We start from the raw sequence: 20,371 nt of genomic DNA on the forward strand, positions 1-20,371 counted from the left end.
GCGCCGGCGGCCCGCCGGGCGCCGGCCGGCGCCGCCCACCCAGAGCTTGGATCTTCGGTACGAGCTGCTCGCGCACCGCGGCGATGGACTGCTGCACCGAACCCACGTTGCTGGGCTTGGTCACGTAGTCGGTGGCCCCGGCGGAGAGCGCCTCCAGGGTGGCGGTCGCGCCGGCCGCGGAGAGCGTGCTGAACATGATCACGGGCAGGTGCGCGTGCCGCTTGCGCAGCTCGCGGACCGCCTCGATGCCGTCCATCTGCGGCATCTCGATGTCCATGGTGACGACGTCGGGCTTGAGCTGATCGATCTTCGCCTGGGCGAGCAGTCCGTTCGCGGCCGTGCCGACGACCTGGATGCCCGGCGCCTCGCCGAGAGCGTCGACGATCAGCCGACGGACCACCACGGAATCGTCGACGACGAGAACCGAGATCATTCGACCACTCCCTTCAACCGAGCCAGGCCGGGCCGAGCGCCGCGACCACCGGCGCGAGCAGCCGGTGAGCCGTGGCGGTGTCCAGCAGATCGCGTACCACCAGCGCCTGGACGGCGCCGCTGAGCATGTTCCAGACCCCACCGGCCCGGTCGGCCAACGGAATCCCGGCCGTGTCCACCGCCTGCACCAGCAGCATCTGCGCGGCGGCAGCGGTGCGGACCCGGTCGGAGAGATATGCCGCCCAGGATGCCGAGTGCACGGCGGGCGACCATCCCGCGGTGTTGCGGCGGGCGTCGTCGGCGGCGGTGACCACCCGCTGGCGGTCCTCCGGTCGTAGCGTGCGCAGCCGGTCGAGCAGCGCGGAGACCGTGTAGTGGTGCGGGCCCATGTCGATCGGCGCGCCGGCGGGCAGTTTGCGTACCGCTGCGACCCAGCCGGCGCCGAGCCGGCGCCTGGTCTCCTCGTCCAGCACTTCCCGCAGGTAACTCGCGACCGCCGCGTCGCACAGCAGTGCGGTGGCGGCGGCCGCCTCCTCGCTCTGCCGGGCGGCACGCCCGGCGCCCTGCCAGGTCCACGACATCACGTCGTAGCGGATGCAGGTGAGCAGTGAGTCGACCGAGCCGATCGGCGCCCGCTCGACCAGCGCGAGGTTGCCCGCCGGATCGTCCTTGGACATGCCCTTGAGGGACGGCATCCGGCGGGCCGCGCTCTCCACCTCGACCCAGAGCAGCGCCCGGGTGCCCTCGTCGGGCAGCCGTTCGGCGAGTATCGGCAGGTCCCCGCTTTGCAGGCGCAGGGCGCGCAGCAGTACCTCGGCCGCGGCCGGCCCGCCGTCCAGGCGGGTCAGGTCGAAGCCCAGAACGGGGGCGCTGACGAGGCTGTACATCAGTTCGTGGCGCGGTACGTGTCGACGGCCTGGTTGACGTCGAGCGCCAGCATCAGACGCCCGTCCAGCTTGAACGTGCCCACCACCAGCTCCCGGGTGGGCCCGCTCAGCGTGTCCGGCGGCGGCTCGAAGGTCTCGTCGTCGAGATCGACGACCTCCCCGATCTTGTCCACCAGCAGGCTCACCGGTTCCCCGTCACCGCGCAGGATGACGTTCATGACCGGGCCCTGCAGCGCCTGCCGGGCGAGCCCGAGCTGCACCCGCAGGTCCACCGCGGCGATCACCTGGCCGCGCAGGTTGAAGAGCCCGCCGACGGCCGGCGGCGCGAGCGGCACCGGCGTGTACTCGTTGTACGAGAGCACCTCCTGCACGGTGTGCACCTCGACGCCGAAGAGCTGGCCGTCCACCTCGAAGGTGGCGAACTGACGACTCGCCATGTCAGGCCTCCACCAGCATCTCGTCGGCCGCGTCGCTGTAGAAGTTCGGGTCGGCGGCGAGGATCGCCCGGCGTACGTCGAGCAGCTCGGTCACCCGCTGCTGGATCACCGCGGTGCCGACCAGGCCGTCCTCCTCCGCGTCGCGGCGGGCCGTGGTCGAGTTCTCGGCGATGTCGACGATCCGGTCCACCACCAGCGCCACGCTCTTTCCGCCCTCGCTGTAGACCACCACCGAGACGGTGTCGCCCTCCAGCTCCTCGCCGTAGGCGCCGAGCAGGTGCGACAGCCGGACCAGCGGAAGGATCTGACCGCGGTACTGGACCACCTCGCGCGAGCCGGCGTGCTCGATCCGGTCCCGCGGGAACTCCTCGAGGCGGGTGACCGTGTCCAGCGGGATCGCCACCCGGCGCTCGCCGACCGCGGTGACCAGCAGGCGTTCGGTGCCACCGCCGGCGGGACCGCGCTTCTCCGCGACGTTCTCCCGCTCCGAGTCGACGGCCAGGTGCGAACGGCGGGCCAGCGAGGAGACGTCCAGGATCAGGCCCACCTTGCCGTCGCCCAGGATGGTCGCGCCGGCGTACAGGCCGATGTCCTTGAACCTGGTGTTCAGGGCCTTGACCACGACCTCCTCGGTGTTCAGCACCCGGTCCACGACCAGGCCGAACCGCCGGCCGTCGGCCTGCAGCACCATGATGTAGACGCCCTGGTCACCGCCGACCTCCAGCCCGAGAGCCCGGTCCAGGCGGACCAGCGGGAGCAGCTTGCCGCGCAGCCGGTAGACCGGGGCGCCGGACGCGTACTCGACCTTCGTGGTGTTGCCGTCCACGAAGACCAGCTCGAGCACGGCGACCTGCGGTACGACGTACCGCTGGTCCCCGCAGTCGACGGTGAGCGCCTGGATGATCGCCAGGGTCAGCGGGATGGTGAGGCGCCAGACCGTACCCTCGCCGGGCGTCGAGTCGACGCTGACCGCGCCACCGATGTTCTCGATGTTGGTCTTCACCACGTCCATGCCGACGCCGCGGCCGGAGACGTTGGTGACCTTGGCCGCGGTGGAGAAACCCGGCTGGAAGACCATCGCCATGATGTCGCGCTTGTCCATGTTCGGGATCTGCTCCGGGCGGAGCAGCCCGTTCTCGACCGCCTTCTGCGCGATCCGCTCGACGTTCAGGCCGGCGCCGTCGTCCGCGACCTCGACCGCGACGTGCCCACCTTCGTGGTAGGCGCGCAGGGTCAGCGTGCCCTCCGGCCCCTTGCCCGCGGCGATCCGCCGCTCCGGGTCCTCGATGCCGTGGTCGACCGCGTTGCGCACCAGGTGGGTCAGCGGGTCCTTGACCGCCTCCAGCAGGCTCCGGTCGAGCTCGGTCTCCTTGCCCTCCATGACCAGCTGGACCTGCTTGCCGAGCGAGTTGCTCAGGTCCCGGATGACTCGGGGCAGCTTGGACCAGATGTGCTCGATGGGCTGCATCCGGGTCTTCATGATGCCCTCTTGCAGCTCACTGGTGATCATGCCGAGCCGCTGGGCGCTGCGCACCAGACCGGAGTCGCCGATCTCCATCACGCCGCGGACCAGCTGGTTCCGGGCCAGAACCAGCTCACCGACCATGTTCATCAGGGTGTCCAGCAGGTCGACGTCGACGCGGATCGCGCTGTCGGCGATGCTGCGCTTCGGCGCCTGCGACTGCAGCGCCTCGTTGACCGCGGCCGGCTGCGCCTTGCCCTCCTCCAGCAGGATGGTGCCGAGCTTGCGCTCGTCGCCCTCGATCTGCTGCTGCAGCGCGGAGGTCACGTCGGTGGCCTGCGCGGCGCCCTGCTCCACCAGGATCTGCCCGAGCGGCTGGCGCTGCTCGGCGACCGGCTCGGGGGCCGGGCGGGTGGCGGCCGGCGCCTCCTCGACGCTGACCGGCGTCTCGGCGGCCGGCGCCGGCGCGGCGGCGGCCGGAGCCGAGGCAGCGGCGGCGTCGGTGGGCGCGTTCATCTGCGCCTGAATCTTGACGATCATGCTCTCGATGTCGACATCGGCCTCGCTCTGCGTCTCCTCGATGGAGGAGAGCAGCGAGCGGACGCCGTCGATGCAGAGCAGCAGGACGGTGATGGTCTCCGGGGTGACCGGCTGCACGCCGTCACGGAGCCGGGAGAGCAGTGACTCACCGGCGTGCGCCAGCTTCTCCAGGCGGCTGAACGCGAGGAAACCACTGGTGCCCTTGATGGTGTGGATCGCCCGGAAGATACGGGAGATCAGGTCACGCGAGTTCGGATCCTGCTCGAGGCTCACGAGATCCCGGTCGATCTGGTCCAGGTTCTCGTGGCTCTCCATCAGGAATTCGCCGACGATCTCGCCAAGGTCTTCCACGACTTACTACCTCCTGCTCGGCTTCACAGCCCTCATCGACCCGCGAGGGCGCAAATTGAGGAAGACTCAGGCTTCTCCGCCTGGACGTCGGTAGCGGTATCCGAATCCGCGAACGGATTCGATGGGCGATTCATCCGGGTCCGACCATCCGAGCTTGCGGCGTAGCCGTAGCACCGCGAACTTCACCCGTTCCTGCCCGATGCCGGTGGGGTCGTCCCAGGCCTGGGTCAGCAACTGGTTCGGGCTGAGCACCGCGCCGGCATGCCGGACCAGCGCGTTGAGCAGGCGGAACTCGGTAGGAGTGAGCCGCTTCTCGTCACCCTTGACGTAGACCCGGCGCTTGGTCGGGTCGAGATGGACGAGGCCGTCGTCGTAGACCTGGCTCGCCCAGCTGTTCTGGCCGCTGGAGGAGCGCCGCAGCAGCGCCTCCACCCGGGCCAGCAGCTCGTTGTTGGCGAACGGCTTGGTGAGGTAGTCGTCGGCGCCGCCACGCAGGCCGCGCACCTTCTCCGCCTCCTGGCCGTGCGCGGTGAGCACGAGGACCGGCACGTCGGAGACGTCGCGCAGCCGCTCCAGCACCTGCCACCCGTCCATCTCCGGCAGGCCGACGTCGAGCACCACCAGATCGGGGTGTTCGGCGTACGCCTCCTTCAGCCCGGAACGGCCGTCGGCGGCGTGCGCCACCTCGTAACCGGCCCGGCTGAACAGCAACCGGAGAGCGAGTGCGATGTCCGGGTCGTCCTCGACCACGAGTAGGCGACTCATCGTTTGCTCACCCTGCCCCCAACCCGCGCTCGCGCCCGTCCGGGCACGGCCGACCTCCGGTCACACGGACGTGTTCCGGGACTCGGCGTCTTGCTTGGCACCGTCCGCGCGACCGCGGACGGAGGAAATCCAAAGGCGCAAAAACACCATAGCGTGATGTCACCGCCTATTTACGGACAGTGACAGTTTAGCGACCGAGGCCCGGCACAGGAGCCGGTCACCAGGATCCGGCCAGACAGGTCACCAAGCCGACCGGAAACGGTCAGGCTGGGCCATCCCCTCAGCCTGACATTTCCGGTACGGCTTTTCGCCCTTTCCGCGAAAGATGTGACACGTCGCGAGCAACGAGGTGCGATAGCCGTGACGGGCGATCCGCGCCCAATCTCCGATCCGGGAGGCATCCGTGTTCGACCTGGTGGTACGACGTGTCGCCATGCTCGCGGCGACGCCGGCTCTGCTAGTTCTGTCCGCTCCGGCACTGGCCCACGGCCCGATCGTCCCGCCCCGGCCGTTCCGCGTACCGCCGCCCGTCTCGGACACCACGCCCCGGATCCCGGCCCTGACCGCTCCGGAGGCTCCGGCGCCCACGCCGACCGTACGGCTGCGTTCGCGCACCCTGATGAGCCAGGTCGTCCGCCTCACCAACCAGGAACGCCGGGCGGCCGGGTGCCCGCCCCTGTCGGTGGACCGGGACCTGATCACCGCTTCCCTGCGGCAGAGCGGCTACATGGCCAAGACCCGCCTGTTCAGCCACGTGTGGCGCAACGGCTCCACCTTCGTGACCCGCACCCTGGAGGCCGGTTACCGCCAGCCCGCCGGGGAGAACATCGCCTGGGGTTACCGCAGCGCGAACGAGGTGGTGGACGCCTGGATGGACAGCCCCGGACACCGCGCCAACATCCTCAACTGCGGCGCCAAGTCGATCGGGACCGGAGTGTCCTGGGCGGCCGACGGCACGCCGTACTACACCCAGGTCTTCGGCTGGCGCTGAGCACCGCGCTCTCTAGAGCGCGCAGTTGATCAGCACCGGCTCCGGGTGCAGCTCGACGCCGAACCGGTCGCGGACCCCGTCGCGGATGGTGCGCGCCAGGTCCAGCAGCGCGCCGGTGGTACCGTCACCGCGGTTGGTGAGGGCCAGCGTGTGCTTGCTGGAGATGGCGACGCCCGTCCCGGCGAAGCCCTTCGGGAAGCCGGCCTGCTCGATCAGCCAGGCCGCCGGGATCTTCACGGTGCCGTCCGCGGCCGGCCAGTGCGGCATCTCGCCGAGCGTGGCGAAGAACTCGGCGGAGACCACCGGATTGGTGAAGAACGACCCGACCGACCAGGTGTCCCGGTCCACCGGGTCGAGCACCATGCCCTTGCCCGCGCGCAGCTTCAGCACGGTGTCCCGGGCGTGCCGCAGCGGCACCCGGTCGCCGGCCGAGACGCCCAGGTCGCGGGCCAGCTCGGCGTAGCGGATCGGGGCCGACTCGGCGGAGCGGGCCAGCCGGAAGTCGACCGAGAGCACCAGGTACCGGTCGTTGTGCTTGAAGACGCTGGAGCGGTAACCGAAGCCGCACTCGGTCGGTGACATGCTCCGCACCTCGTCGGCGACCCGGTCGTACGCCTGGACCGCCTCGATGGTGTGCGCGACCTCCTGGCCGTAGGCGCCCACGTTCTGGATCGGGGTGGCCCCGGCCGACCCGGGAATGCCGGAGAGGCACTCGACGCCGGACCAGCCGTTGGTCACCGCGTGCTCGACGAAGCCGTCCCACGGCTCGCCCGCGGCGACCCGGACCACCACGCTCGCCGCGCCCTCGGTCACCACCTCGATGCCGCGGGTGCGCAGGAGCAGCACCTCGCCGGGGAAGCCGGAATCGCCGATCACCACGTTGCTGCCGCCTGCCAGGATCAGCAACGGTCGCCCGGACGCGGATGACTTACGTACGGTAAGAACCGCTTCGTCCGCATGTACCGCCGTGGTCACCGTGCCGGCCGGCCCGCCGAGGCGTAGCGTCGTGTACGCCGCCAGAGAGTTATCCGGAGCGGGGGGTGTGTCAGTCAGATGATCGGCGTATGCGTCGGGCACGACGTTCACCCTAAGCTCACACTGCGGAACGCTTCACCGGCGGTCCGGTCGAGCGGGAGACAACTGCGATGAACAGGTTGCACGCGACGAAAGACTTCTGGCTGGCTGCCCTGCGCGCCGACGGCCCAGCGCTGTGGGACGCCGTCGCCGAGACAGGGCCGGAAGCAGCGGTCGCCGCCTGCCCCGGGTGGACCGTCGCCGACCTCGCGCACCACGTCACCGGGGTGCTGCACTGGGTCCGCGCCACGGTGACCCGCGGGGTGACCGAGCGTCCGTCGACGCAGGCGGAGCCGGAGCGGCACGCCGAGTGGTCCGAGACGCTCGACCATCTGCGGCGCGAGTTGACCGGCACGATCGAGACCCTGGAAGCTCTCGACCCCGACTTCCCGGCGTGGAACTGGGCGCCACAGCCCAAGCGCGCCGGTTTCTGGCACCGCCGGCTGGCCCACGAGATCTCGGTGCACCGCTGGGACGCCGAGTCCGCCGCCGGCCGGGCCACCGCGATCGAGACCAAGCTCGCCGCCGACGGGGTGAGCGAGGTGCTGGACACCTGGCTGCCGGCCGGCCGGCGCAACGGCCCGACCGACCTGCACGGCGTGGTGCACCTGGTCGCCACCGACGCCGCGCACGAGTGGTTCGTGCGGCTGCGCGGCGCCGGCATCGCGCTGCTGGACACCGGCACGATTCTGGACAGCGACGATCATCACGCCCGCGCCAAGGCCACCGGCACCGCCAGCGACCTCCAACTGGCCCTGATGGGCCGCAAACGCCCGGACCAGCTCGCGCTCACCGGGGACCCCCGCCTCGTCCAGGCCCTGCGCGCTGGCTGATCTTCGCGGGTGACGTTGTTTCACCGCTGCAAGCGACTAAGATGAACCGGTTAAGTTCACCTGATCAATAGCAGGAAGCGGTGAATAATGACGGCTACCGTCACGTCCACGTCGGCGCAGCCGGCCCCCGCGGGGATCTCCTTCCCCGACGGATTCGTCTGGGGCGCGGCCACCGCCTCGTACCAGATCGAGGGCGCGGCGCGGGAGGACGGTCGCGGCCCGTCCATCTGGGACACCTTCAGCCGGACGCCCGGCAAGGTCTTCGCCGGCCACACCGGCGACATCGCCTGCGACCACTACCACCGGTACGCGGACGACGTCGCGATCATGGCTGACCTGGGCCTGGCCTCGTACCGGTTCTCGGTCGCGTGGCCGCGGATCCAGCCCGACGGCACCGGTCCGGTCAACATCCGGGGCCTCGACTTCTACGACCGGCTCACCGACGAGCTGCTCGGCAAGGGCATCGACCCCACGGTCACGCTCTACCACTGGGACCTGCCGCAGACGCTGGAGGACCGCGGCGGCTGGACCAACCGGGAGACCGCCGAGGCGTTCGCCGAGTACGCGCAGATCGTCCACGCCCGTCTCGGTGACCGGGTCAGCACCTGGACCACGCTCAACGAGCCGTGGTGCTCGGCGTACCTCGGTTACGGTTCCGGCATTCACGCGCCCGGCGTCAAGAACCCGGCGGCGGCCCTCACCGCTGTGCACCACCTGAACCTGGCGCACGGCCTGGCGGCGCGCGCGCTGCGTTCGGCCGGCGCGCGGAGCATCAGCATCACGCTGAACCCGTGCGAGGTCTCCCCGCTCGACCCGGAGAGCGCCGCCGACCGCGACGCCGCCCGGCTGATCGACGGACTGGCCAACCGGATCTTCCTCGACCCGCTGCTGCGCGGGCAGTACCCGGCGGACGTGCTGGAGCACATCGCCCGGCTCACCGACCTGTCGCACATCAAGGACGGCGACGAGGCGATCATCAACGCGCCGATCGACGTGCTGGGGATCAACTTCTACACCCCGTCGTACGTCTCGGCGAAGCCCGGCCACCCCGGCGCCCTGGACTACCCGGGCAGCGACGGCATCGCCTTCCGCAAGCCGGTCGGCCCGGTCACCGACATGGGCTGGCAGATCGAGCCGGGCTCGCTGACCCGCCTGCTCACCCGCATCCACCGGGACTACCCGGGCACCCCGCTGCTGATCACCGAGAACGGCGCGGCGTACCCGGAGGGGCCGTCCGACAACGGCGAGGTGCACGACCTGCGCCGCATCGAGTACATCGACGCGCACCTGCGCGCCTGCCACGACGCCATCGCGGCGGGGGTTGACCTTCGGGGATACTTCGCATGGTCCTTGATGGACAACTTCGAATGGGCCGAGGGGTACGCGAAGCGCTTCGGTATCGTGCACGTCGACTACACGACGCAGCGCCGTGTGCTCAAGGACAGCGCGAAGTGGTACCGAGAGGTGATCCGGCGTAACGGCCTGGAATGACGCTGAGGAGCGGCTTGTGACGACGCGGGAACGGCCGACTCTGGAAGCGGTTGCCCGGCGCGCCGGGGTTTCCCGGGCGACCGTCTCCCGCGTCGTCAACGGCTCCACCACGGTCGCGGCCACCATCCGGGAGGCCGTGAACCGGGCCGTCGAGGAGCTCGGCTACGTGCCGAACCAGGCGGCCCGGAGCCTGGTCACCCAGCGCACCGACTCGATCGCCCTGATCCTGCCGGAGACCGCGAACCGGGTCTTCTCCGACGACCTGTTCTTCCCGGCGATCATCCGCGGCGTCGGGATGGAGCTGGAGGCGGCCGACAAGCAGCTGGTGCTGATGATGACCGGCTCCGAGGCGGGCCACCACCGGGTCGAGCGGTACGCGGTGGCCGGCCACGTGGACGGGATCATGTTCGCCTCGATCCACGGGGCCGATCCGCTGCCCGGCCTGCTCGCCCGGCGCGGCATCCCGGTGGTGTGCAGCGGCCGGCCGATGACCGCCGAGCCCCCCGTGCCGTACGTGGACGTGGACCACGCCGGTGGGGTGGCCGCGGCGGTGCACCACCTGGTCTCCGCCGGGCGCCGCCGGATCGCCACGATCGCCGGGCCGCAGGACATGGTCGCCGGGATCGAGCGACTGACCGGCTATCACGAGAGTCTGCGCGAGGCGGGCCTGCCCGAGCTGGTGGCGCCGGGCGACTTCACCCGTGAGTCGGGCATCGCCGCGATGCGCGATCTGCTCGACCGCGATCCGAAACTGGACGCGGTCTTCGCCGCCTCCGACCTGATGGCGCACGGGGCGCTGCAGGCGCTGCGGGAGTCCGGGCGCCGCGTGCCGGACGACGTCGCGGTGATCGGCTTCGACGACTTCGAGATCAGCCGGTACAGCGATCCGCCGCTGACCACGGTCCGCCAGCCGATCGGCGAGGCGGGCCGCACCATGGCCCGCCAGATGCTGCGCCTGATCGCCGGGGACCCCGAGGTGCCGTCCTCCGTGGTCCTCCCCACCGAACTGGTGATCCGAGCCTCCGCCTGACCGGCTGCGGTCAGAGGGACGGGGTGGTGGTGATCTCGATGGGCTTGCCGAGGGCGCGGCGCGCCAGCAACGTCGCGCCGGCGATGGCGGCCGGCATCAGGAAGATCGCGCCGAGCGGGATCAGGAAGCACGCGAAGACCGCCACACCGAACCCGAGCGTCAACGGCTTGTGGGCGGCGAGCACCACCCTCCGGTGCCGCAGCCGCTGACCCCGCCGCTGGAACGGGACCCCGGTCAGCTCCAGGGCGAGCAGCCAGCCACCGAGCGCGCCGCCGAGCACCGGGATCACCGTCTGCCCGACGAACGGCAGGAAGCCGAGCGCGAAGAGCGGGATCGCGATCAGGATCGAGATGCCGATCAGCCGGAGCGAGTCGGCCAGGCTGCGCCGCAGGGAGCGCCACAGGCTGGTCTCCACCTCGTCCGGCACGCCGCCGAAGCGGTCCTCGACCAGCTCGGAGATCTTCTCGTAGAACGGGTCGCCGATCAGCAGCGTGACCGCGGTGAAGGTCAGCACACCGAGCAGCACGGACAGCCCGAGCACACCGGCGCCGGCCAGCACCTGCACGGTGTCGCGCAGCCAGCCGGACCAGTCGTCGGCGAACCAGGTGACCTGCTCGGAGATGTCCGGCAGGAAGCGGATCAGCAGGACCAGGCCGACGGTGTAGAGCACGCCGGAGAGCAGCGCGGGCAGCAGACCCAGGCCGAGCAGCCGCGGGTTGCGCAGTACCAGGGCCAGCCCGCGAGCCAGCAGGCTCACCCCGGTGACGAATTCCCGCACTGTTCCCGTCGTCGCCGATCGAGCCTGATCTCCGTTCACGTTCCGGGAGCTTAGGACCCGGTCGCCACCCCGGATGGCGGCGGGGTCGACGGAGCGGGGGTGGCACTCGACGACGGCGTCGCCGACGGGCTGGGCGGCTCGGTGATCTGGGTCGGCGTCGGCACCGGCGGCAGGGTCAGCAGCGGTGGCTGCGACGACGAGGTGGCCGGCGCCGGCACGGCAGTGACCGTCACCGTGGTGGTCACCGTGCCCGCCGGAACCGTCACCACCGGCACCGGCGACGACGGGGTGACCGGGGGCGCCACCGTGGTCCGGGGTGGCCGGGCCGAGTACCCGTCCGCGGACGGCTCGGCGGTGACCGGTGCGGCGCCGATGCCGCCGTCACCACCGTCCCCGCCGGCGCGGCCGATCGAGGCCGGGCGCGCCGCGGGAGCGCCCAGAGCCCAGCCGGCCACGATCGCGAACGGCAAGCCGACTACCACCACTGCGAAAAAGACGGACTTTGGGGACAACAAACGCACGCCTGAAACACCGGCCGAGAGCCGGAAAAGTTACGGGTAACGGACATAACGTCGCAACTTAGTGATTAAGGAAATCCGAGATCCGATCGCGGAGTTCCCGCCGGCTGTTCCAGAGCACCGAGGGACGGTCGAACACCTCGAGCTCGGCACCGGGCAGCAGCTCGGCCAGCCGCTCCGCCCAGGTCACCGGATGCACCTCGTCCCCGAGGCAGCCGATCACCAGAGCCCGCCCGCGGTAGGCCCGCAGCAGCGACTCGTCCTCCAGGGCGGGCCGCTCCCACAGCGACCCGAGCTCGACGGCCAGCCCGTCGCGCTGCAACTGCTCCACCCGCTGCCGCAGGTAGCTCCAGCCGGCCGGGGTGTTGCGCACCGCCGGGGGCAGCTCGGACTCGACCGCGTCGGCGATCATCGCCGCCTCACCGGACTCCACCGAGGCGAGCAACCGCTCCAGCCGGTCCACGGCGACGGCCGGGCGCTTGCCGTCGAGCACGGCGGGCAGGTAGAGCACGACCCGCTCGAACCGCTCCGGAGTCTCGCCGAGCAGGCGGCAGAGCGCCGCGGCGCCCATGCTGACGCCGAGCGCCCGGGTGGCCCCGGCGAGATCGGCGACCCCGCGCAGCTCGGCAGTCAGATCCGCGAACGACCACGGTCCGGGCGGCACATCGGACCGGCCGTGCCCGCGGAAGTGGAAGAACACCCGGCGGCCGGCGACTCCGCTGCCCAGCGGGCGGGTGCCCGAGATGTCACCGGCGAGGCCGTGCGCGAAGACGGTCACCGGCTCACCGATGCCGGTGACGAGCTGCTCCACCCGTACGCCCGAGGGCAGAGTGACCACCTCGGTGGCCGGACCCGGCAGCGTAGGGCGACCGGTGCGCGGCCCGGTCCGGTCGGCGCGCTGCAAGCGCGGGCCGCCGTCCGGCGGAGGCGGCCCGAACCGGCCCCTCACCGCATCACCAGAAGCCCTTGCCGTCCGTCAGATCCTTGAGCCCGGGTCGGACGTCGAGCAGGTAGATGAGCGCCGCGGCGACACCGATCATGCTGATGATCAGCAGCGAGCCGAGCGTCAGCACGGTGATCGCCAGGCACACCCCGATGATCGCGGCCCAGGCGCCCTTCGGCAGCGTGCCGAGGGCCTGGAAGCCCGCGCCGCGCTGGGTGAGGCAGTGGATCAGCGCGACCGACTGGAGGACCAGGGACAGCAAAAAGACGAACATGTCGACGTAGAAGACGGCGTCGTCGTAGAAGATCGGCACGGAAGAGGCCATGAGGCAGAGTCTATGCCGCGGGCCCCGGCAAACGCCGGGGCCCGCGGATCATGTCGTGCTAGGAGTCCCGCTTACTCAGCGGCGGGCTTCGGAGCCGGCTTGGCGCGCTTGCGCGGCTTCGGCGCGGCCTCGACGGCCTTGGCCTCGGTCACCGTGGCGGCGACGGCCTTCGGCTCCTCGGTGGTCTCGATGTCGGCGTTGACCACGTCGGCGGCCTCGATCACACCGGTGCCGACGACGCGCTCGCCGCGCGCCACCAGGTCGGTGTAGACGGCGATCGCCCGGTCCTGCGCGAGCTGCGCGAGCGAGGTGGCCACGCTGGCGGCGTTCTCCCGGAGGGCCACGAAGTCGGTGGTGTTCGCCTTCTCGCGCAGCTCGGCGGCCTTGGTGTTGGCCTGCTCGTTGTAGACCTTCAGCGAGGCGGCGGCGCGGTCGCTGAGCTGGGTCAGCACGGTGGGAAGCTTGCGCAGCTGCTGGTAGGCCAGGTCACCGGCACCGGCGGCGGCGTAGAGCGGGGCGGGAATCTTGGTGTTGGTCTGCTCGGTCATGAGTTCTCCTCGGCGATCGGGGTGGTCGGAGGGGGCGCGTTACGCGCGTTCTCGTTGCGGAACGTCTCGTAGATCTGCGACAGGGACTGCTTCTGCGCGATCGTGAGCTCCGGGTCGACCGCGATGGCGGCCAGCACGCCCTGCTGGCCCTCACCATCGAGCAGTCCAGCCCGCAGATACATCGCGGGCGTCGACACTCGCAAGGCGCTGGCGATCTGCTGCAGCACCTCGGCGCTCGGCTTGCGCAGGCCACGCTCGATCTGGCTGAGGTAGGGATTGCTCACCCCCGCCCTGTCGGCAAGCTGCCGAAGCGAGATCTTCGCGGTCTGCCTCAGGTCACGGATGAAGGATCCGATGTCCTCGGGCAGGTCCTTGGGTGCGGCCATGCGTCGAAGTTAGCTCGCGGTGCTAGCTATTGCAAGCAAAACGCTTGCAATAGCTAGCGTGAACCGAGTCACCCCGCGGCTCAGAAGACCGCGCGAACCTCGCCCACCGGGCGGCCTCCGCCCAGCACCACCTCGTCCATCGGCGGCACCGCGACACCCAGCCGGCGCAACGCCGAGGCCAGCACCGGCACCCGCGCCCGGCTCGCCCCGTCCAAGATCTTGATCGCGACGCCGCCGGCGCCCGGCATCGCTGCCGCGGCCACGCCGTCCGCGCCCTTCTTCACCAACAGACCGGGTACGGCCGCCATCAGCACCGTGTCCTCGGTCCCGGTGCCGGCCACCAGCGCCGGATGCGCCCGCATCGCGTCGGCGACCCGCCGCTCGTGACTGCCCGGCTCGGCCTCGACCAGCCGCTGGAAGGAACGCGCCAGGCCGCGCGGCGAGATCGCCAGCACCGGCGCCCCGCACCCGTCCACCCCGGTCGCGGCGATCGGCTCACCGGCCAGCTCGGAGACCGCCTCGGCGAGCGCCACCTGCAGCGGGTGCTTGGCATCGAGGTACGAGTCGAGCGGCCAGCCGTTGACGACACAGGTGGCGAGCATCCCGGCGTGCTTGCCGGAGCAGTTCATCAGGATCGGCTCGGCCTCCCCGCCCGCACGCAGCCAGGAGTCGCGCACCGCCGAGCCGAGCGGCAGGTCCGCCGGGCAGTGCAACGCCTCCGGGCCGAGCCCGACCGCCGCCAGCATCTCCCGGACCCGTTCCACGTGGAACTTCTCACCGTCGTGGCTGCCGCTGATCAGGGCCAGATCGGCCTCCTCGCGCGGGGCCAGACCACAGTTGAGCATCCCGACGGTCTGCAACGGCTTGCTCGACGAGCGGGGGAAGAACGGGCTGTCGACGTCACCCACACCGTCGCCGTCGGTGAACGCGACGATGCCGTGGTGGACGCTCTCCACGAAACCCGAGCGAACTACTTCCGCGACGATCATCGGACAGCCTTCAGTCCGTTTTCGGGGCGGTGGACGGGGTGGTTGGACGGGGGGACCCCCAGCAGGTCACGGGCCTGCGCCGGGGTGTACGGCGGCCGCTGCGCCAGCTGCGCGAAGCCCACCGCTCGCGCGACCAGCTGCATGTTCGACTCGACCGGACGGCCCTTCGCGTACGTGAGGGTGTCCTCCATCCCGACCCGCAGGTGCCCGCCCGCGCTCAGCGACGCCAGCATCACCGGCAGGGTGCTGCGCCCGACACCGGTCGCCGAGAAGGTGGTGCCCTCCGGCAGATCGCGGATCGCCTGCTCACAGGCGGCCACGGCGGCGGTGGTGCCCGGCATCCCGCCCGGCACGCCCATCACCAGGTCGACGTGGACGTGCCCGCCGAACGGCAGCCCGTACCTACCGAGCAGCCGCTGCAGGGAGGTGAGCTGGCCCAGGTCGAAGATCTCGTACTCCGGCACGATGCCGCGTTCCTGCATGCGGGTGTGCAGGTCGACGATGAACTCCCAGCGGTTCAGGAACACGTCGTCACCGAAGTTGACGGTGCCCATTGTGCAGGAAGCCATCTCCGGCCCGGCGTCCAGCACGGCCAGCCGGTCCGCCTCCGGATCGGTGACCGCCCCGCCCGAGGAGAGCTGGACGATCAGGCCGGTGGATTCGCGCAACGCCGCGACGGTCGCCCGCAGCCGCCCCTGGTCCAGGGTGGGCCGGGCATCAGCGTCCCGGATGTGCACGTGAATGATGGAGGCGCCCAGCGCCTCGCACTCCTTGGCGGTGGCCACGAGCTCGTCCAGGGTCACTGGCAGAGCCGGCACGTCCGCCTTGCTGCTCTCCGCGCCGGTCGGGGCGACGGTGATCAAGGTCCCGGTCATGCCTCGCATACTGCCATGGCTCACCCGGCGTCGATGGCGGCTGCCGACTCCCCGATCATCAGCCTCGCGTCGTCGGCGACATTGCGCTTCACCACGGCCAACGCGATCATCCCGAGCTCGTGGTGGCGGACCGCGGTGCCGACGAAACCGACCGCCCGGCCGTCCAGCTCGACCGCGGTGCCCCGGGCCGGCGGGTGGTCGGAGGCGACCCCGTCGAGGTGCAGCAGTACCAGGCGGCGGGGCGGGCGGCCCAGGTGGTGCACCCGGGCGACCGTCTCCTGGCCGCGGTAGCAGCCCTTGTCCAGGTGCACGCCGGTGGCCAGGAAACCCGCCTCGGCCGGGATGGTCCGGTGGTCGGTCTCCCAGCCCAGCCGCGGCATCCGGGCGGCGACGCGGATCGCCTCGAACGCCCACAGGCCGGCCCGGGGGACGCCCAGCTTCTCGATGATCGCGGTCTTGGACTCCCGTGGGATCAGCAGGTCCACACCGAGCGGCACGCGACGGGCCAGGCCGCCTTCGAACTCCCGTACCGAATAGAGGCTGGTCGGCTCGGGAGGAACGGACCCGGCGGCGAACTTGGGACCCGGCACCGCGCCGACCCGGGGTGCGCCCAGGCCGGGGACGAGATCGGCCGCGCCCGGACCGACCAGCGAGAGCACCGCCAGCTCACCGCTGGCGTCCCGGGGCTCGACGCGGGTGAAGAACCGCATCATCTCCAGGTATTTCAGCAGGCCGGCCCCGGCGCCGGGTTCGGTGTCGAGCCAGGCCGTGGTGCCGTCCTCGGTGATGAACGCGTGCTGCTCGACGTGCCCGTTCGGGGAGAGCACCAGCAGCTCGCTGCCCTGCTGCGCCCGCAGATCGGTCAGGTGCTGGGTGGTCAGCGTGTGCAGCCAGCTCGCGCGTTCGTCACCCGGGACGGCCAGCACCTCACGGTTCGAGCGGTCGACCAGGCCGACCGCGGTCTCCAGCAGGCGCTGCTCGCGCATCGGGTCGCCGTAGTGGGCCGGCACACCGGCGTCGGCGGAAGTCGGGTCGAGGTCCTCGACCATCACGGTGCTCACTGGGTCTCCTTGCAGTTGCCGCAGATCCCGAAAAGGGAGACGTGGCCGACGTCGACCCGGAAGTTCCGCTCGTCGCGCAGCCGGTCGGTGACCGGGGCCATCACCGCCGGGTCCATCTCGGAGATCGAGCCGCAGGACCGGCAGACCAGGTGGACGTGCTGGTCCTCCCCGGCCGGGTGATAGGTCGGCGAGCCGTGCGAGAGGTGGGTGTGGTTGACCAGACCGAGCTCCTCGAGCAGCTCCAAGGTCCGGTAGACCGTGGTGATGTTGACGCCGGCGGCCCGCTCACGGACCGCGTTGTGCACCGACTCCGGGGTCGCATGACCGAGCTCGTGCACCGCTTCGAGGATCAGCTGACGCTGCGGGGTGAGCCGCAGACCACGCTCACGGAGCATGGCGGCAAGCGATGTGGCGGACACGGTACGAGCATAGTTCGCTAGTTTCGAACGAGTGAGCGACCGCATCCCGGTATCGCCCGGCGATCTGCTCGGCGACGGCGTCTTCGAGACCATGCATCTGCGTCCGGACGGCCCCTGGCTGCTCGACGCCCACCTGGACCGGCTCGCCCGCTCAGCCGCGCTTCTGGACCTGCCCGCTCCGCCCGACCTGCGGGGCCGGATCGCCGAGGAGGCGGTCGGCACCGGCACGCTGCGGATCATCTACACCCGTGGCGGCGTGCTGCACATCACGGTCTCCGGGATCCCGCCGCAGATCCTGCGGGAACGCCGCGACGGCGTCCGGGTGATCAGCGCCGACCTCGGCGTCTCCGCCGGACGACGCCCGCCGTGGTCCATCACGGCGGCCAAGTCGCTCTCCTACGCGAGCAATTTCGCGGCGCGGCGCTGGGCGGCGCGGCACGGCGCCGACGACATGATCTGGCTCTCCACCGAGGGGTACGTCCTGGAAGCGCCCACCGCCTCGGTGGTCTGGCTGACCGGCGACGCCCTGTGCACGGTGCCGCCGGCGGAAACCGGCATCCTGCCCGGCATCACCGCGGCCCATCTGCTGTCCGTGGCCCCGTCGGCCGGCCTGCGCCCCGCCGAGCGGATGCTCACCCTGCCGGAACTCGCCGCCGCCGACGCGATCTGGCTGGCGTCCTCGGTGCGCGGCCTGGCCGAGGTGATCAGCCTCGACGGGGTGTCCCGGGCCCGTTCGCCCTGGACCCCCCGTCTGCTCGACCTGCTCGGTTTCTCAGCCGCCGACGCGTAGCAGCCGCGCCGACATGTGCGGCTGCAGCCCGCTGTTGTCGACGGAGATCTCGTGGGCGTAGAGCAGCGCCCCCTCGACGATGCCGAAGAGCCGGTGCCCGCCGGTCACGTGCAGACCCGACGGCGTGTACGCCACCGCGTCGGTCCCCATCTCCAGCCGGGTGGTCGCCGCCTTGCCCAGGTAGAGCTCGGCCACCCCGTCCGGCCGGATCATGGTGGCTTCCATCTCGTCGCCGGGCCGGCCGTTCACCAGCACCGGACGCCAGAACCCGGACTCGACGAGCGCCTGCCCGATCGGCTTCGACTCGTCGTCGAGCAGCCAGGCCCGCGACTCGTAGCGCAGGAAGTCCCGGCCGTCGTGGCTGATCCGGATCTCCTGGGCGAAGTCGTAGTCCTCCTCCTGCGGGAACCCGCCCTGCCCGCGCCCGCGCCACAGGCCGACGAACGGCAGCAGACCCAGCAGCGACCCGTGCAGGTCGGGGCCGACGCGCAGGTCGTGGGTGTCCTCATACGGGTACGGCTCCACGGGCGGGGCGTTGAGCCACGGCGGCGGTCCCAGTGGGTTTTCCGTCTCGCTGCTCACCAACGCCCCCTCGAAATACGCACTGCCAAATAGCCGAAGCCGCCGGCCAGCCCACCCAGGGCGGCCACCAGCAGACTCACGAACCCGATCTCGGTAACCATGACGCGCCCATCTTATGCTGACCGGTATGGCACGTTTGCTGGTCGTCAAGGCCACCGCGGGAGCGGACGCCCCCGAGCGTTGTTCGCAGGCTTTCACCGTGGCGAGCACGGCCGTCGCGTCCGGCGTGGACGTCTCGTTCTGGATGACCGGGGAATCCACCTGGTTCGCCCTGCCCGGCCGCGCCGCCGAGTTCGACCTGCCGCACGCCGCGCCGCTGCCCGACCTGATGGACGCCCTGCTCAGCGCGGGCCGGGTCACCGCCTGCACGCAGTGCGCGGCCCGCCGCGGCATCGGCCCCGACGACGTGCTGCCCGGCATCCGCATCGCCGGCGCCGCGGTCTTCGTCGAGGAGATCATGTCCGAGGGCGCGCAGGCCCTGGTCTACTGACCGCCCGCTGCGCCGCCCGCTCTTCGGCGGCGCCGGCTTTCAGCCGGCCCGGCAGCCGGTGGTGACGCTCACCACGAGCCGCTCACCCTGGGTGTCGATCACGACCGATTCCGGCCCGACCCGGTACGCCCAGCCGCCCGCCCCCGCCCAGATCGGGGTCGTCCCGTCCGGAACCCCGCGCGGCGCGCTGTCCGGGTCGGCGGTCCCGCCGTCCGCCTCGAAGGTGGCCGCCGTCCCGCCCGCCGGACAGGTCTCGGCGTGGATCCTCGGCTCGGCGCCGGTCACGCCGAGTGCGGCGAGCGTGCTGCGGAAAAGCTCCGGGGCCGCGCCGGCCGCCGGATCGCCCGGGCCGGCCACGTCGGCCGGTGGCCGGCAGCCGGAGTCGAGCCGCACGGTCAGCACCTGATCGGTCGACGCCGCCTCGGCGTCGATGGCGATGAACTCCCCGGCGTCGGCGAAGAGGGAGAGCTGCGTGCCACCGCGGGCCACGACCACTCCCGCGCCGTAGGACTTCGGCAGCCCCGCCGCGATGCCGTCCAGCGCCGCGCGCGCCTCGCCCTCCGGCACGTAGAGCGTCAGGTCCCGGCTGGCCCGCCGGCCCGTCCACGCGGGGTTGAGCGAGCACTCCACCAGCTGAAACTCCCCCAGCCGGGTCGCCCACCGCTGGTCCTGAGCCGCCGCGACCAGCGCACCGGTGGCCCGCCGCAGCTCCGGCACGGCGTGCCCGATGTCGCGCTGCTCGGGAACCGTCGCCTCGTCATTGCGCACCGACCAGAACACCCCGGCCAGCAGCACCACGCTCCAGGCGCCCACCACCCAGACCGGCCACCATCGCCGCCGCACCGGCCGAACCGGCGGCGGAACCTCATCAACCGGCCCCGTCACGGCAGCCATGGTGACACGTCGCACTCAGAGCTCGAGCGCCACCCGCAGAGCCACGTCAGCTCACCCGCGACCGGAGCGGAGCATCGACGAATATTCCGGCGAGGAGAGGAAACGCTCGATGACCTCGGCGCTGCCGGGGGGTGAACGGGCGGTCCAGCACCTCCGCCGCCGGGATGAAGAGCATCGCTGCGCCCTCGCCCAGGACGACGTCGGACTGCCGGGCGGTCGTGAAGCCGGAGAAGTAGTGCTTCACCCGCTCCTGCTCGGGCAGATCCTGGCGGACGAAGAGCCGCAACGGGCCCTCCGGCTCGAGGCGGGACTCCTCCCACAACTCGCGGGCCGCGCCCTCCGCCGGGGTCTCACCGGGCTCGATCGCGCCGCCGGGCAGGCCCCAGACGTTCGGGAAATAGGGGGCCTTGTCGTCGCGCAGCTGCAACAGCAGCGCGCCGTCGGCGTCGACGAGCAACGTGCAGGCGACTTCCAGCATGG

Annotated in this window: 25 protein-coding genes and 1 pseudogene; 6 read left to right on the top strand and 20 right to left on the bottom strand. The window is 71.3% G+C overall.

From position 1 onward, the window contains the following. The 5 genes from AB0F81_RS10815 to AB0F81_RS10835 form a co-directional block, all read right to left on the bottom strand. The coding region (locus AB0F81_RS10815; protein ID WP_360194378.1) for a response regulator at positions 1-433 on the bottom strand (433 nt) is incomplete at its 3' end. Between the two features lie 13 nt (positions 434-446). Continuing rightward, positions 447-1,319, bottom strand: coding sequence for a hypothetical protein (locus tag AB0F81_RS10820; RefSeq protein WP_360194380.1), 873 nt, complete (start codon positions 1,317-1,319; stop codon positions 447-449). Beyond that, a complete protein-coding gene (locus AB0F81_RS10825) occupies positions 1,319-1,756 on the bottom strand; it encodes a chemotaxis protein CheW (RefSeq protein ID WP_093619555.1) in 438 nt (145 codons plus the stop codon). The genes AB0F81_RS10820 and AB0F81_RS10825 overlap by 1 nt, the downstream gene beginning before the upstream one ends. Before the next feature lies 1 nt (position 1,757). Then, entirely contained in the window at positions 1,758-4,109 is a 2,352-nt protein-coding gene (locus AB0F81_RS10830) for a chemotaxis protein CheA (RefSeq protein ID WP_360194384.1), read from the bottom strand. A gap of 66 nt (positions 4,110-4,175) precedes the next feature. After that, positions 4,176-4,874 (bottom strand): response regulator transcription factor, encoded by a 699-nt coding sequence (locus AB0F81_RS10835; protein ID WP_360194386.1) that lies wholly within the window; start codon positions 4,872-4,874, stop codon positions 4,176-4,178. A gap of 403 nt (positions 4,875-5,277) precedes the next feature. On the opposite strand from AB0F81_RS10835, the gene AB0F81_RS10840 reads away from it, so the two are divergent. Next, positions 5,278-5,865, top strand: a complete 588-nt coding sequence (locus AB0F81_RS10840; protein ID WP_360194389.1) for a CAP domain-containing protein — start codon at positions 5,278-5,280, stop codon at positions 5,863-5,865. Between the two features lie 12 nt (positions 5,866-5,877). Here AB0F81_RS10840 and AB0F81_RS10845 read toward each other — a convergent pair whose 3' ends face one another. Next, complete coding sequence (locus AB0F81_RS10845) at positions 5,878-6,942, bottom strand: UDP-N-acetylmuramate dehydrogenase (RefSeq protein WP_360194392.1); 1,065 nt, start codon at positions 6,940-6,942, stop codon at positions 5,878-5,880. 68 nt (positions 6,943-7,010) lie between these two features. On the opposite strand from AB0F81_RS10845, the gene AB0F81_RS10850 reads away from it, so the two are divergent. The 3 genes from AB0F81_RS10850 (at position 7,011) to AB0F81_RS10860 (ending at position 10,293) form a co-directional block, all read left to right on the top strand. Then, positions 7,011-7,772, top strand: coding sequence for a maleylpyruvate isomerase family mycothiol-dependent enzyme (locus AB0F81_RS10850; RefSeq protein WP_360194395.1), 762 nt, complete (start codon positions 7,011-7,013; stop codon positions 7,770-7,772). A gap of 87 nt (positions 7,773-7,859) precedes the next feature. Continuing rightward, on the top strand, positions 7,860-9,263 hold the full coding sequence (locus tag AB0F81_RS10855; protein WP_360194398.1) for a GH1 family beta-glucosidase: 1,404 nt from the start codon (positions 7,860-7,862) through the stop codon (positions 9,261-9,263). A 16-nt stretch (positions 9,264-9,279) separates the two neighbouring features. After that, positions 9,280-10,293: a LacI family DNA-binding transcriptional regulator gene (locus AB0F81_RS10860; protein WP_360194401.1), complete on the top strand. Its 1,014-nt coding sequence runs from the start codon at positions 9,280-9,282 to the stop codon at positions 10,291-10,293. A 10-nt stretch (positions 10,294-10,303) separates the two neighbouring features. Here AB0F81_RS10860 and AB0F81_RS10865 read toward each other — a convergent pair whose 3' ends face one another. The 10 genes and pseudogenes from AB0F81_RS10865 to AB0F81_RS10910 form a co-directional block, all read right to left on the bottom strand. Further along, positions 10,304-11,071, bottom strand: coding sequence for an EI24 domain-containing protein (locus AB0F81_RS10865; RefSeq protein ID WP_360194404.1), 768 nt, complete (start codon positions 11,069-11,071; stop codon positions 10,304-10,306). A gap of 50 nt (positions 11,072-11,121) precedes the next feature. After that, positions 11,122-11,541, bottom strand: a complete 420-nt coding sequence (locus AB0F81_RS10870; protein WP_360194407.1) for a hypothetical protein — start codon at positions 11,539-11,541, stop codon at positions 11,122-11,124. A gap of 109 nt (positions 11,542-11,650) precedes the next feature. Next, positions 11,651-12,538 carry an alpha/beta fold hydrolase gene (locus AB0F81_RS10875; RefSeq protein ID WP_360194410.1) on the bottom strand — a complete coding sequence of 296 codons (888 nt, stop codon included), beginning with the start codon at positions 12,536-12,538 and terminating at the stop codon, positions 11,651-11,653. A gap of 4 nt (positions 12,539-12,542) precedes the next feature. After that, a complete protein-coding gene (locus tag AB0F81_RS10880; RefSeq protein ID WP_360194413.1) occupies positions 12,543-12,857 on the bottom strand; it encodes a DUF2516 family protein in 315 nt (104 codons plus the stop codon). Positions 12,858-12,928: 71 nt separating this feature from the next. Beyond that, positions 12,929-13,405 (bottom strand): hypothetical protein, encoded by a 477-nt coding sequence (locus tag AB0F81_RS10885; RefSeq protein WP_360194416.1) that lies wholly within the window; start codon positions 13,403-13,405, stop codon positions 12,929-12,931. 41 nt (positions 13,406-13,446) lie between these two features. Continuing rightward, positions 13,447-13,791: pseudogene (locus tag AB0F81_RS10890) on the bottom strand (helix-turn-helix transcriptional regulator); the annotation flags it as partial. Between the two features lie 80 nt (positions 13,792-13,871). Further along, complete coding sequence (locus tag AB0F81_RS10895; RefSeq protein ID WP_360194419.1) at positions 13,872-14,780, bottom strand: asparaginase; 909 nt, start codon at positions 14,778-14,780, stop codon at positions 13,872-13,874. Then, positions 14,777-15,655 (bottom strand): 3-keto-5-aminohexanoate cleavage protein, encoded by an 879-nt coding sequence (locus AB0F81_RS10900; protein ID WP_360194422.1) that lies wholly within the window; start codon positions 15,653-15,655, stop codon positions 14,777-14,779. Before AB0F81_RS10900 ends, AB0F81_RS10895 begins: the two co-directional genes overlap by 4 nt. 20 nt (positions 15,656-15,675) lie before the next feature. Further along, positions 15,676-16,704, bottom strand: coding sequence for a folate-binding protein (locus tag AB0F81_RS10905; RefSeq protein ID WP_360194600.1), 1,029 nt, complete (start codon positions 16,702-16,704; stop codon positions 15,676-15,678). Positions 16,705-16,712: 8 nt separating this feature from the next. Further along, the gene (locus AB0F81_RS10910) at positions 16,713-17,111 is read right to left on the bottom strand and encodes a Fur family transcriptional regulator (protein ID WP_360194603.1); all 399 of its coding nucleotides are present in this window, start codon (positions 17,109-17,111) and stop codon (positions 16,713-16,715) included. Between the two features lie 55 nt (positions 17,112-17,166). On the opposite strand from AB0F81_RS10910, the gene AB0F81_RS10915 reads away from it, so the two are divergent. Beyond that, a complete protein-coding gene (locus AB0F81_RS10915; protein ID WP_360194425.1) occupies positions 17,167-17,925 on the top strand; it encodes an aminotransferase class IV in 759 nt (252 codons plus the stop codon). On the opposite strand, the gene AB0F81_RS10920 is transcribed toward AB0F81_RS10915, so the two are convergent. Further along, positions 17,908-18,507, bottom strand: a complete 600-nt coding sequence (locus tag AB0F81_RS10920; RefSeq protein ID WP_360194428.1) for an FABP family protein — start codon at positions 18,505-18,507, stop codon at positions 17,908-17,910. The two genes, AB0F81_RS10915 and AB0F81_RS10920, sit on opposite strands and share 18 nt — an antisense overlap. Next, on the bottom strand, positions 18,504-18,608 hold the full coding sequence (gene mtfM, locus AB0F81_RS10925) for a small membrane protein MtfM (RefSeq protein ID WP_304519540.1): 105 nt from the start codon (positions 18,606-18,608) through the stop codon (positions 18,504-18,506). Before mtfM ends, AB0F81_RS10920 begins: the two co-directional genes overlap by 4 nt. A gap of 14 nt (positions 18,609-18,622) precedes the next feature. Here mtfM and AB0F81_RS10930 point away from each other — a divergent pair, with 14 nt between their 5' ends. Then, entirely contained in the window at positions 18,623-18,997 is a 375-nt protein-coding gene (locus tag AB0F81_RS10930; RefSeq protein WP_360194432.1) for a DsrE family protein, read from the top strand. A gap of 39 nt (positions 18,998-19,036) precedes the next feature. Here AB0F81_RS10930 and AB0F81_RS10935 read toward each other — a convergent pair whose 3' ends face one another. Both AB0F81_RS10935 and AB0F81_RS10940 read right to left on the bottom strand, forming a co-directional pair. Continuing rightward, positions 19,037-19,882 (bottom strand): hypothetical protein, encoded by an 846-nt coding sequence (locus AB0F81_RS10935; RefSeq protein ID WP_360194435.1) that lies wholly within the window; start codon positions 19,880-19,882, stop codon positions 19,037-19,039. 55 nt (positions 19,883-19,937) lie between these two features. Further along, the gene (locus AB0F81_RS10940) at positions 19,938-20,369 is read right to left on the bottom strand and encodes an NUDIX domain-containing protein (protein WP_360194438.1); all 432 of its coding nucleotides are present in this window, start codon (positions 20,367-20,369) and stop codon (positions 19,938-19,940) included. Between the last annotated feature and the right edge of the window lie 2 nt (positions 20,370-20,371).

This window comes from Actinoplanes sp. NPDC024001 (assembly GCF_040638955.1).
GTDB lineage: Bacteria > Actinomycetota > Actinomycetes > Mycobacteriales > Micromonosporaceae > Actinoplanes.